Annotated in this window: 11 protein-coding genes and 1 pseudogene; 6 read left to right on the top strand and 6 right to left on the bottom strand. The window is 47.1% G+C overall.

The features are described 5' to 3' along the window. Window positions 1-2: 2 nt before the first annotated feature. Window positions 3-947 carry an alpha/beta fold hydrolase gene (locus FYJ45_RS08915; protein WP_154464325.1) on the top strand — a complete coding sequence of 315 codons (945 nt, stop codon included), beginning with the start codon at window positions 3-5 and terminating at the stop codon, window positions 945-947. 168 nt (window positions 948-1,115) lie between these two features. Here the strand turns inward: FYJ45_RS08915 and FYJ45_RS08910 are convergent, their stop codons facing one another. The 6 genes and pseudogenes from FYJ45_RS08910 to murC form a co-directional block, all read right to left on the bottom strand. Next, complete coding sequence (locus FYJ45_RS08910; RefSeq protein ID WP_154464324.1) at window positions 1,116-1,604, bottom strand: QueT transporter family protein; 489 nt, start codon at window positions 1,602-1,604, stop codon at window positions 1,116-1,118. A 267-nt stretch (window positions 1,605-1,871) separates the two neighbouring features. Beyond that, window positions 1,872-2,123: pseudogene (locus FYJ45_RS32635) on the bottom strand (diguanylate cyclase domain-containing protein); the annotation flags it as partial. 422 nt (window positions 2,124-2,545) lie between these two features. Beyond that, window positions 2,546-3,724: a ribose-phosphate pyrophosphokinase gene (locus FYJ45_RS08900; RefSeq protein WP_154464323.1), complete on the bottom strand. Its 1,179-nt coding sequence runs from the start codon at window positions 3,722-3,724 to the stop codon at window positions 2,546-2,548. Between the two features lie 11 nt (window positions 3,725-3,735). Further along, a complete protein-coding gene (locus FYJ45_RS08895) occupies window positions 3,736-4,707 on the bottom strand; it encodes an ATP-binding protein (RefSeq protein WP_276892491.1) in 972 nt (323 codons plus the stop codon). Window positions 4,708-4,746: 39 nt separating this feature from the next. After that, a complete protein-coding gene (locus FYJ45_RS08890) occupies window positions 4,747-5,898 on the bottom strand; it encodes a DnaD domain protein (RefSeq protein ID WP_154464322.1) in 1,152 nt (383 codons plus the stop codon). 306 nt (window positions 5,899-6,204) lie between these two features. Then, window positions 6,205-7,584 (bottom strand): UDP-N-acetylmuramate--L-alanine ligase, encoded by a 1,380-nt coding sequence (murC, locus tag FYJ45_RS08885; RefSeq protein ID WP_154464321.1) that lies wholly within the window; start codon window positions 7,582-7,584, stop codon window positions 6,205-6,207. A 461-nt stretch (window positions 7,585-8,045) separates the two neighbouring features. On the opposite strand from murC, the gene FYJ45_RS08880 reads away from it, so the two are divergent. From FYJ45_RS08880 to FYJ45_RS08860, 5 genes are all read left to right on the top strand, one after another. Continuing rightward, a complete protein-coding gene (locus tag FYJ45_RS08880) occupies window positions 8,046-9,320 on the top strand; it encodes a glucose-1-phosphate adenylyltransferase (RefSeq protein WP_154464320.1) in 1,275 nt (424 codons plus the stop codon). Then, the gene (glgD, locus tag FYJ45_RS08875; protein WP_021634406.1) at window positions 9,317-10,435 is read left to right on the top strand and encodes a glucose-1-phosphate adenylyltransferase subunit GlgD; all 1,119 of its coding nucleotides are present in this window, start codon (window positions 9,317-9,319) and stop codon (window positions 10,433-10,435) included. Before FYJ45_RS08880 ends, glgD begins: the two co-directional genes overlap by 4 nt. Before the next feature lie 21 nt (window positions 10,436-10,456). Next, complete coding sequence (gene spoVG, locus FYJ45_RS08870; protein ID WP_021634407.1) at window positions 10,457-10,732, top strand: septation regulator SpoVG; 276 nt, start codon at window positions 10,457-10,459, stop codon at window positions 10,730-10,732. Between the two features lie 383 nt (window positions 10,733-11,115). Continuing rightward, window positions 11,116-11,385: a hypothetical protein gene (locus tag FYJ45_RS08865; RefSeq protein ID WP_195841744.1), complete on the top strand. Its 270-nt coding sequence runs from the start codon at window positions 11,116-11,118 to the stop codon at window positions 11,383-11,385. Further along, window positions 11,306-11,629, top strand: a complete 324-nt coding sequence (locus FYJ45_RS08860; protein ID WP_154464318.1) for a DUF885 family protein — start codon at window positions 11,306-11,308, stop codon at window positions 11,627-11,629. Before FYJ45_RS08865 ends, FYJ45_RS08860 begins: the two co-directional genes overlap by 80 nt. The last annotated feature ends 207 nt before the right edge of the window (window positions 11,630-11,836 follow it).

Genomic DNA, 11,836 nt, shown 5'->3' with positions numbered 1-11,836 from the left:
AAATGGGTAAAAGAGAAGGAGAAGAGATGAAGGTGAAAAAACTAATTTCAGGGGCGGCCGGTATTGCGGGATGTATAACAGGGGGCATGGCAGCGGCAGCAGCGGTGAATAAAGCGCTTGCCCGGCAAGAGGAAAGACATTTGACACCTCCCGGGAAAATAGTTGAGGTGAACGGCCATAAAATGCATGTATATGGGGAAGGCGTGCGGACGAAGGAGACATGTGTATTTTTATCCGGCGGAGGGACGATTGCGCCGGTCTATGATTTCAGGCCTTTGTACAGACGGCTTTCTCCTTATTACAGATGTGTTGTGGTGGAAAAGGCCGGATATGGATATTCGGAAATCTCGGCAAAAAACCGAAGGCTGGATGTCATGCTGGAGGAAACGCGCCGGGCGCTGATCCTTGCGGGGGAAAGAGGGCCTTATGTGCTTTTGCCGCATTCCATGTCCGGACTGGAAGCCATATACTGGGCGCGGAAGTATCCGCAGGAGATCAAGGCGATTATCGGGTTGGATATGGCATTTCCGGAGGCATACGAAAAAGCGGAAAATGCAGGGAAGGGGATCGGTCTGCTGAGGCTGGCAGCGATGTTCGGATTGCACAGGCTGCCGCTTTTCTCGTTAGCGGCTGACGATGGACTGACGGAAGAAGAATACGCGCAGGCAAAGCTGCTGGCAAAACGGAATTTCATGAACAGGTGCATAGCGGCGGAAACGGATATTGTGTATGAAAATGCTGCCTTGGTTGGAAAAAGCGGATTGCCGGAGGTCCCTTTTTTACTGTTTTGCTCCGATGGGAAGGAAGTGGCTGATTTCTGGGTGGAGCTTCAGCGGGAATGCGCTCAGAAGCTGCAGGCAGAGCTGATCGAGCTTCCCTGCGGCCATTATATCCATCATTTTAAGGCGGAGGAAATAGTCAGCGAAATACGAAAGTTCCTGGAATAGGGATCTGCAGCAGAAATCTATAAAATGAATGTAAGACAAAGGCGCTGCCGCGACACACAAAGCTGAGCGAGAAGTGTGTTCAATCGGCAGTGCCTTCGGGGTTATAGTCCCTTTGTTTATAGCTTTTGGAATATAGCTGACATAAGCCGCCGATACTGCATTCCCTTATTATACTGTGCCGAAAATCTGCGTTTTATATTTATTCAGCACCGCGGCAAGTATGAGGCCAAACACCCCACAGGAAATTATCTCGCCGGCTGTAACAGTTACGAATGAGAACCATAGAGGTTCGATTCCGTAAGCGTATTTCAGTACCAGAGGTACAATAACAGCGTTGGCAATAATGGGAGGGAGCACAGCCAGGAAACGGTTGGATTTCAGCTTATAAGTGCCAAACGCGCCGATGAGTGTGGCAATGGAACCGAAAATGATATCCGGCAGGGCGCAGCCTGTGAGCACGTTGCTGATAATACAGCCAATAAATAAGCCGGGAATACCCGCTGTGGTGAAAATCGGCAGAATGGTAAGTGCCTCTGAAAAGCGGACCTGCACTGCATAGTTGGCAAGGCCGAAGGCGTTGGCTATAAAGGTAAGCACAACGTAGAGAGCGGCAATCATTGCCGCCTGGGTCAGGAAGTGAATGTTCTTCTTTTGCATTATTCTGTTCTCCTTTAGTTTTGTTTTTGCGCAGGCTGTGGGGAAAACTTTCGTCATGCTTGCATGAGCGAAAATCCGACGAGCCCTGCGACAGCGTGCAAATTTATTTGCACACTGATGTCAGGAAGGTCTCGAACTGACTGGTTATTAGCCATGAATCCTTGAAACATTGTTTGAAAAGGCTTTGTTTATAAGGATTTACGGCTTTTTTAGTATAGCAGGAAAAATAGGAATGTCAAGGGCTGAACCATTTTTTTGCCTTTTGACTTATTTTTGAGGAACAATAAAGCATATGGAGGAGCCACCGCAGTTTGTGGCAATGGACTGGCTGGAAGGAGAACTGTTCATATATTCGGTAATCTGCTTGTCCGCCCGTCGCTGTCTCGAGGCGACCTCTTCTTTATCACTGTAATGGAGAAGGAGCACAAAATTATCGGCGGTAACCCTGCCGCAGATCTCGTCCTCCTGCAGGCCGGTGCGGAGAATTTCTCCATAACGGGAAAGAATGCTGTCCCCATAGACGTACCCAAATCCAGTCGGTAATCGCCGTCTTTAACCAAAGGAAGATCATAAGGGCCGTTTCCGGTCAGAAGTTCCCCAAGAATTTCGTCAAGATAGTTTATGAATTCGTCGTTTGGCTCGTGCGCCAGTTCCAGCTTAACCAGCTTTTGCGAGGCGCCCCGCCCGCTTTCTTTCTCAGCTTAATGATACCCATAATTTAGTTCAGCCATTACGCATAAAGCTATTATAGCAGATTACTTTCATAAAGTGTAATTAATTTTCTGATAAGGAAAACCCTGAAAGAAGAACCTGAAAGAGAACCCGGAAAGAAAACTCTCCGGAAGGAACCCTGATTACGAAACAAACAAAAACAGGCCCGCACACTGCAGAAGCATGCGGGTCTGTTTTATTATGAAATCGGCCAGTTATAAAAATACATATTACAGCTGATTTGCACGATATTTTGCAAGCAGCTTCTGAATCTTTTCATTGGGATCCAGCAAATCGCTGATGGAGGTATCGTGATTCAGCGTGTCGATTAAGTAGGCGACATATTTGCTCATATTGCAGTTGATATACCATTCCCGTTCCAGCAGCTCGGGTGTCTGGTAAATAAGGTTGGTGGTCAGGACACGGTCGATGTTTCCGTCCTCATAGGCTTTATCGAAGCCTTCCAGGCCGTTGGTGAAAAGACCGAAGGTAGAGCAGATGAAAATCTTGCGGGCTTTTCTTTTCTTCAGGGCGGCTGCCACTTCCAGAACGCTTTCACCGGAAGAAATCATATCGTCAATCACGATCACATCCTTGCTGTCCACGTCGGAACCCAGGAATTCGTGGGCAACAATAGGATTGCGGCCGTTTACAACGCGCGTATAGTCCCTGCGCTTGTAGAACATACCCATATCCAGGCCGAGTACGTTGGCAATATAGATTGCGCGTCCCATACCGCCTTCATCGGGGCTGATTACCATCATATGATCGGAATCAATCTGCAGATCCTTCTGATCGCGCAGCAGGTTCTTAATGAACTGGTATGCAGGCTGTACGGTTTCAAAGCCGTGCAGGGGGATGGCATTCTGTACCCTCGGATCGTGTGCGTCAAAGGTGATGATGTTGTCCACGCCCATTTTTACCAGCTCCTGCAGTGCAATGGCGCAGTCCAGGGATTCACGGCTGGAGCGCTTGTGCTGCCTGCTTTCATAGAGGAAGGGCATAATTACATTGATTCTTCTGGCTTTGCCGCCTACGGCGGAGATGATTCTTTTCAGATCCTGGAAATGATCATCAGGGGACATATGATTTTCATGCCCGCATAAAGAATAGGTCAGACTGTAGTTAACCACATCCACAAGAAGATAAAGGTCCATACCGCGCACGGACTCCAGAATGACACCCTTTCCTTCACCGGTGCCGAAACGCGGCACTTTGCTTTTCAGGATGTAGGAATCGCGCTGATAGCCGGAAAAAGCAAGGCTGTTTTTGTGCTCGCTTTCTCTTTCCTGACGCCAATTAACCAGGTAATGGTCTACCTGTTCTCCCAGCGTCTGGCAGCCGGCCAGAGTGATAATACCAAGAGAGCCTGCAGGGATTGTTTCTAGGTTTCTTTTTTCTTCCGCCATGGAATGAGTCCTCACTTTCTGTTCGTTAGTCTTTTTTTACACATTCGTATATCCGGTCCTGTGAGCTTGCAGAATTCAAAATTGCTTGTGATTCTTGAAAAAATACGGTCCTGATAACGTTCCTTCAGCTCAGGAAGGGAAAGGTTGGTGGAAATAATCATGGACTTTCTGCGGATCAGCCGTTCGTTCAGGCATGTAAAAAGGTGAGACAGGGTAAATGGCGTGCTTTGCTCCGTCCCAAGGTCGTCGATGACCAGCAGATCACAGTTATACAAGTCATTATATAAGTAATCCAGGGATTCCTGGTTCTTATAATCAAAAGCGTTGCGGGAAAGGGTGTCAAAAAGGCTGGAAGCGCTGAAATAAATAACGGAATGTCCGCTTTCTATGCTTTCCCTTGCAATGCAGTTACTTAAAAATGTCTTTCCGGTTCCTACGGTCCCGTAAAAGAAAAGATTGCTTCCCAGACGGGAAAAGCTGCGGGCAAAATCCCGGCATTTATTGACGGCCGTCTGAAATGCGGCCAGCTGTTCTCCTTCAAAAAAATCGTAGGAAAGGGTGTCAAAATTTTCTTTTTCCAGCACATCCTTTAATTTGGACTGCTGATAAAGAAGCTCTATTTCCGCCTGGCGGAAGCAGTGGCATTTCTTCCCGTCCACATATCCGGTATCCCGGCAGTCAGGGCAGTCAAAAACCGGCTCCAGAAAATCGGCAGGAAGACCCGCAGCATCCAGCAGCCGCTGTTTGTCTTTGGTCAGTTTATGCAGGCACTCTTTCAGCTCGGACAGGGCGTTGGGATCACCGTTAAGCATCTTCTTTCCCTGGGCAACGGAGAGGGTTGCCACGGATTCGTCCAGCTTCTGATACCCGCTTACATGGGTATAGACATAATGAATCCGTTCGTCACGCAGATGGCGGTTTTTGGTCTGTCTCTGCTCATACAGCCTCATAATGGAATTGTATTGGGTATTGGTTAAAGCCACGGCTGTTCTCCTTCAAATCACGGATACTGACGGTCGGACTCAGTTGCGCAGAAGCTCCTGCTCCAGGGCGTCGTAATCATAATTGTTCTGCATAAAACGATTGTACTTATCTATGGAACGGTCGGACGTCTGCTTTGCAGGCTTGGTCTTCTGGAAGCCTTCATCCAGCTTGGCAATGTCGGCCAGATGCCGCACGCCAGCCTCTTTCCAGGAAAGTAAAATCTTATCCGCATACTCAAAACGGTGCCTGTCGGTAGCCAGTACGGTTCTTTCACAGGCCTCTATAATAATATCTGTTTCGAAGGTATATTCCTCGCGCCAGCGGCAGATATATTCCGCTTCACGCCTGGTGGGGGCATTTGTCTTGCCCAGGGCGTTCATGATGGTATAAACACATTTATCGTAACGGCTGGCATGGCCTTCCGCTTCAACAGGAGTGGATACATGGGCTTCAGCCCAGCTGATAGCCACCTTTTCGATATAACGGAAATCCTTCTTACCGCGTTCCACGCAGTACTGCAGAAGATAATCAATCAGATCGTCTGAAAAGTGCAGGCCGTCCGAAAAGAAAAGAATGGATTTCATATCGGCGGGGCTCAGCGTTCTTCCCAGGTACTGTTCCGCAATAAAAAGGAGCTGTGCCGTGGAATCTTTTTCCTGAAAGGCCTTCAGCTCGTCCAGTGAATAGGCGGGTTTGACGAAAGCGGGGGAGGCTGCTGCAGTGGGCTTGTCCTCTTCAGAAGCAGGCGCATTCTTTGCAGAGGGAACCGGCGCCGGTGTTTTCACGGCTTCGGCCTGGACAGGCTTCTGCACGGACGGCTGCGGCTCTGCCTTATCGTCCTGCCTGGATACGAGAGAAACAACAGGAGCCTTGGGAGCTTCTGCGGCTTCCCTGGCTTCCAGCGCAAGGAGATGAATGCCGCTTAAATTCCTGTCACTGTCGTATTCCAGGGAAAAAACCCTGCATTTCTCCCAGTATTTGAGAGCGCGCATGACATCCTTTTCCGTGTGGTTGAAGGTGTCGGCAATTTCAGAAATGCTGAAAGCACGCCCTGTATTCATCATGCGCAGGATAAAAAGATAGATCTTCAGCTGCGCATCATTGGCGTCCGCCATATATTCATCAATAAAGCGATTGGATACGATGGTCGCGTCAATATAGTTATCCTGGTAAATCCTCAGACAACTCATAATCTCACCTATTTCTTCTATTATTAACCAAGACGTAACCGTTCAATATCTTCACAGCTACATCAAACCGCACAAAAGCCGGGCGGCTTTGTGCATTTCATATTTTAAGCAAATGCATTATATCATACGAATGTGGAAAAAGAAACAGTCAAATTGCCGAAAAACCTTGTAAATACTGGGTTTGCGGAAATTGTGGATAATGTGGAAAGTGTGGATGAATCTGTGAATATGACGCAAAATCAAGGAAGGAGAAAGTAAAATATCCACACTTTTCATACACATGAAAAATGTGGATATTGTGGATAACTATCGTTTCAGAAGGTTTTCTCCGATATTTACAACGTCTCCGGCCCCCATAGTTATCAACAGGTCACCGGCAGTGCAATTTTCTAAAATAAAGTTTTGTATTTCTTCAAAGGATGGGAAATAATGGCATTCCGTTCCTTTTTTACCGATTTCTTCTTGCAGATCGCGGGAGCTGATTCCCAGGGTATCCGTTTCGCGGGCGGCATAAATTTCGGCGAGAATGACCTTATCCGCCAGGGACAGCGCGTCTGCAAAATCAGAAAGGAAGGCTTTTGTCCTGGTATAGGTATGGGGCTGGAATACGCACCAGAGGGTTTTATGGGGATAATTCACAGCAGCCTTGAGAGTTGCTGTAATTTCTGTGGGATGATGCGCATAATCATCTACTATGGTGATGCCGTCCAGGCTGCCTTTATACTCAAAGCGGCGATCCGTGCCCACAAAATTCTTCAGGGCGCAGGAAGCGGTTCCCATGTCAAGCTGCAGATAATCTGCAAGCGCAAGCGCCGCCAGGGCATTCAGGATATTATGTTCCCCGGGAACTCCCAGAGATACGGGAACGGGTGAGCCGTTCCTTCGGTTGAGCGTAAATTCGGCATGGGCCAGCTCATCATGGCTGATATCGGTCGGGTAATAATCGGAGGTCTCCAAAGAGCCAAAGGTGATTACGGAGCAGGCCAGGCCCTCTGTAATTTCACGGTAGTCTGGAATATCGCCGTTGATAATCAGAACCCCGTCTTCCGGAAGAAGCCGGGCGAATCTGCGGAAGGAGGAACGGATATCCGCCAGATCCCGGAAGAAGTCCAGATGATCCTCTTCTATATTAAGTATGATCCCGATACGGGGATAGAAGCTGAGAAAGCTGTTAGTATATTCGCAGGCCTCCGTAACAAAAAGGTCGGACTTGCCAACCCTGATATTTCCATGGATAGCCTTCAGGATTCCGCCAACGGAAATGGTGGGATCTGCTTTGGCCTCCAGAAGTATTTCCGTAATCATGGAGGTGGTGGTGGTTTTACCGTGAGTTCCGCTGACCGCCACGGGGGTTTTGTAGTTGCGCATCATCTGTCCCAGAAGCTGTGCGCGGGTCAGGCTGGGAAGCCCCAGCTCTTCCATGGCGGCGTATTCCGGGTTGTCTTTGTGGATAGCGGCGGTATATACCACCAGATCGATATCATCGGTTATATTTTCACGACGCTGCCCGTAGTGGATGACGGCGCCTTCTTTCTCCAGAAGTTCGGTAAGTGACGATTTTTTCATGTCGGAGCCGGATACACGGAAGCCTTCGGAGAGAAGAATCTCTGCAAGGCCGCTCATGCTGATGCCGCCTATGCCGATGAAGTAAACGTGAACCGGATGATTAAAATCTACTTGATACATAAGGATACCCTTCCTGTTTTTTATTTGGACAAAGCCTGGCAGGAACTATGAAGGTAAAAAGCCGCAATTATCAGTCAGCCATTGATACCCTCCACTGACAGTGTACGCAAAGTAAGCAGTCTTTGTTCATTCTGATATGTATTATACGCATTCATGAAAAAAAAACCAATAGGCAATTACAAAAAGAAAAGACCGGAAAAGGATTTTTGCGCGAAAAAGCGCACATTTTGTGGAAAATAGAAGAAAGATGCATGGCTGTGAGGAGTAATATCTTATGTAAAATACATAATACAGCAAAATGAAAGGTTTGAAATATGTAAAATATACACAATATTTAAAAAAATATAACAGAAAGAAATTGTAAAAGATTATTCACTTTTGTACAAGCATGTGGTATAATCTTATTACGTTATATACGTAAATCTATGCAGAATATGGATGCAGAAACATGAGGTGATGACATGATTAAGAAAGAAATGATTGCTATGCTGCTTGCTGGCGGTCAGGGAAGCAGGCTGGGTGTGCTGACCTCCAAAGTGGCGAAACCTGCCGTGTCCTTCGGCGGCAAGTACCGGATTATTGATTTCCCATTAAGCAACTGTATTAATTCAGGCGTGGATACGGTAGGTGTACTGACACAGTATCAGCCACTTAGATTGAATACCCATATCGGGATCGGTATTCCGTGGGATTTGGACAGAAATATAGGCGGCGTAACGGTTCTTCCTCCTTATGAAAAGAGTGAGAACAGCGAGTGGTATACCGGAACGGCCAATGCCATCTATCAGAACATTGATTACATGGACAGTTATAATCCGGACTATGTATTGATCCTGTCAGGGGATCATATTTATAAAATGGATTATGAGGTAATGCTTGATTTCCATAAGCAGAACGGCGCAGAGTGCACGATTGCGGTAATGCCTGTACCGATCGACGAAGCGAAGCGCTTTGGTATTGTCATCACGGACGAAAACAGCAAGATAACAGACTTTGAAGAAAAACCCGAGAATCCCAGAAGCAACCTGGCCTCTATGGGAATCTACATATTCAACTGGAAAACTCTGAAGGAAGCTCTCATTGCCAGATCCGATCAGCCCAATCTGGATTTCGGAAAACATGTCATTCCTTATTGTCATGAAAAAGGCGCTCCGATGTATGCCTATGAATTCAATGGTTACTGGAAGGATGTAGGAACCCTGAACTCATACTGGGAAGCGAATATGGAACTGATTGATATCGTTCCCGAATTCAATCTGTATGAGGAATATTGGAAAATCTATACGAAGAGCGAGATTCTCCCGCCGCAGTATATTGCTCCGGAGGGGGTTATTGAGAGAAGTATTATCGGCGAAGGCTCAGAGGTTTACGGAAAGGTATACAACTCCGTTATCGGCTGCGGCGTTACTATCGGCAAGGATTCGGTAGTGCGCGATTCCATCATCATGAATAATACGGTTATCGGAAGCGGCTGTGAGCTGAACAAGGCGATTATTGCCGAAAATGTACAGGTAGGAGAAGGCGTGAAGATGGGCGTGGGAGAGGAAGCTGAGAATGATATCGCTCCCCACATCTATAACAGCGGTATTGTTACCATTGGAGAAAAGAGTACGATACCAAAGGGAATTACTATCGGAAAGAATACGGTTGTGTTCGGTGAGACGGCGGCTGAGGACTATGAAGGCGGCACTCTTGCAAGCGGGAAATCTTTGATTAAGGCAGGTGACGAACAGTGAGAGCGATAGGAATTATTTTAGCAGGCGGCAATAACCACAGGATGAAGGAATTATCCCAGAAGAGAGCTATCGGGGCAATGCCTATCGCAGGCAGCTACAGAAGCATCGACTTCGCCCTCAGCAATATGTCCAATTCCCACATCCAGAAAATAGGCGTTTTTACCCAGTATAATGCCAGAAGTCTGAATGAGCATCTGAATTCCTCCAAATGGTGGGATTTCGGCCGTAAGCAGGGAGGGCTGTTCGTGTTCACTCCTACGGTAACTGCGGACAACAGCTACTGGTACAGAGGGACTGCGGATGCCATTTATCAGAATCTTTCCTTCCTGAAGAGCAGCCATGAGCCTTATGTAGTGATTGCATCCGGTGACTGTGTTTATAAAATGGATTATAATAAGGTACTGGAATACCATATTGAGAAGAAGGCCGACATCACGGTGGTGTGCAAGGACATGCCAATCGGCGCGAATGTGGAACGTTACGGTACCATCAAGATGAACGAGGACAGCAGGATTGAGGAATTCGAGGAAAAGCCCATTGTGGCGAAATCCAACACAATTTCCTGCGGCATCTATGTAATCAGGCGCCGCCTGCTCATTGAAATGATTGAGCGCTGCGCCATGGAAGACAGATACGATTTCGTGAAAGACATTCTGATCCGTTATAAGAACCAGAAGAGAATTTACGGTTATAAGATCAAGGAATACTGGCGCAATATTGCGTCCGTAGAAGATTATTTTTCCACGAATATGGATTTCCTGAAGCCGGAAATCAGGGATTACTTTTTCAAGCAGTATCCTGATGTTTATTCCAAGGTGGACGACCTGCCTCCCGCAAAGTACAATGTGGGCGCCAAGGTCAGCAACAGCCTGATTTCCAGCGGCTGTATCGTAAATGGTACGGTGGAGGATTCTGTGATATTCAAGAAGTCCTTTGTGGGCAATAACTGCTATATTAAGAACTCCATTATCTTAAATGACGTTTATATAGGAGACAACACACACATTGAGAACTGCATCGTAGAGAGCAGGGATACGATCCGTGCAAATACCTTCTACAAAGGAGAAGACGGAATTAAGATTGTGGTTGAGAAGAACGAGAGGTATGTCATCTAAAGATAAAAGGGGGAATCTCAAATGAAGATTACAGACGTGCGTGTGCGGAAAATCACTAAAGAGGGAAAGATGAAAGCCATCGTATCTATTACAATTGATGATGAGTTTGTCGTTCACGATATAAAAGTAATTGAAGGAGAGAAGGGGTTGTTTATAGCGATGCCCAGCAAGAAGGCTACCGATGGAGAGTACCGGGACATTGCGCATCCGATTAACCAGGCTACGAGAGAGAATATCCAGAGGATTATCCTGGAAAGATATGAAGCGGCGCTGCTGGAACCGGATGATGGAATTTGATTCTTACTAAGGCGGGAATGCGGAAAGCATTCCCGTTTTTTTTATTCCATAGGAAAGTGCTCCTATGGAATAAAAAACGCTCCGCGAGGATCGCACTGCGGCGGAAAGGAATCATGCCGCTAAAGCGACCCGCCGCAGGCGGAGAATCACGCAAGCGAGATTCTTTTTTACCTGGCGGTATACATTTCATAGAGAAGGCGGTATAGTAATACAGAAGGCAGTAGTGAGGGGACTGAACAGCTGCTACAGAAGAGGAAGGCGGCCATGAAGGGCCTGAATGGCTGTGTATAAAAGCTCATCGGAAGGAAAGCTTGAAAAGGAGTAGGCAGATGCAAAGAAAGAGGCAAAAGGGAAACAGAGATTTTGGAAACAGGCATATAGCCTTGTTTCTCTCCCTTGTATTATTAATTTTATGTCTGGTGCCGGGGTGCGATACGCTGGCGGTGGGTATTGGCGGGGATGCCGGTTCTGATACGGCGGCCGTATTTGACAGCTTTACATGGGATCTGTTTATTGATTTGGCTTCCCAGGACGAGCTTACGTTGAATTATACGCTGGCGGATCCTTCGGCCTATGGGATTACGGAAGCAAAATCGGTTTTCGGCAGTTATTCACTGGAAAATAACGGCTTCTTTTCTGCAGCAGATTTATAATCTGGACGAGGATACGGTCAATGAAATCTACGATGCCCTGATTGCCAATCCCGGCAATTATCTGCAGTATTATGCGGGATGCCTGGAAATAGAGAGGATGCGCGCGGAGGCGGAGGAGAAGCTGGGAGCCGCATTTGATGAGAAGGCATTCCATACCTTTATACTGGATATGGGACCGGCGCCGTTTACCATTATACGGGATTATTTTGATGAATGGCTGAAAACGGCCCAAAAAAGTGGTTGACTTTGAAAAAACACAATGCTAAGATACAGGTAAACAGACAAAAGCAATGAAGGAAAGAGTAGCCTTGCATCAGCGTAACCAGAGAGAAGGGCATCAGCTGAAAGCCCTTTTGCGAATGAAGAAGGTGAAGACCATTCCGGAGCCGCCATGTGAAGGCTGTCCGGGCAGATGCCGGTCAGAGATAAATATGGACGTATATCCGCGTTA

The organism is Eisenbergiella porci (genome assembly GCF_009696275.1).
Taxonomy (GTDB): domain Bacteria; phylum Bacillota; class Clostridia; order Lachnospirales; family Lachnospiraceae; genus Eisenbergiella; species Eisenbergiella porci.
Note: the sequence above shows the minus strand (reverse complement) of the source record. Positions and strands in the feature narration are given on the sequence as shown.

Excerpts from the sequence above, each read along its gene's own strand:
- FYJ45_RS08915 (WP_154464325.1), top strand. The coding sequence starts at position 3 with ATGGGTAAAAGAGAAGGAGAAGAGATGAAGGTGAAAAAACTAATTTCA.
- FYJ45_RS08910 (WP_154464324.1), bottom strand. The coding sequence starts at position 1,604 with ATGCAAAAGAAGAACATTCACTTCCTGACCCAGGCGGCAATGATTGCC.
- FYJ45_RS08900 (WP_154464323.1), bottom strand. The coding sequence starts at position 3,724 with ATGGCGGAAGAAAAAAGAAACCTAGAAACAATCCCTGCAGGCTCTCTT.
- FYJ45_RS08890 (WP_154464322.1), bottom strand. The coding sequence starts at position 5,898 with ATGAGTTGTCTGAGGATTTACCAGGATAACTATATTGACGCGACCATC.
- murC (WP_154464321.1), bottom strand. The coding sequence starts at position 7,584 with ATGTATCAAGTAGATTTTAATCATCCGGTTCACGTTTACTTCATCGGC.
- FYJ45_RS08880 (WP_154464320.1), top strand. The coding sequence starts at position 8,046 with ATGATTAAGAAAGAAATGATTGCTATGCTGCTTGCTGGCGGTCAGGGA.
- spoVG (WP_021634407.1), top strand. The coding sequence starts at position 10,457 with ATGAAGATTACAGACGTGCGTGTGCGGAAAATCACTAAAGAGGGAAAG.
- FYJ45_RS08860 (WP_154464318.1), top strand. The coding sequence starts at position 11,306 with ATGGGATTACGGAAGCAAAATCGGTTTTCGGCAGTTATTCACTGGAAA.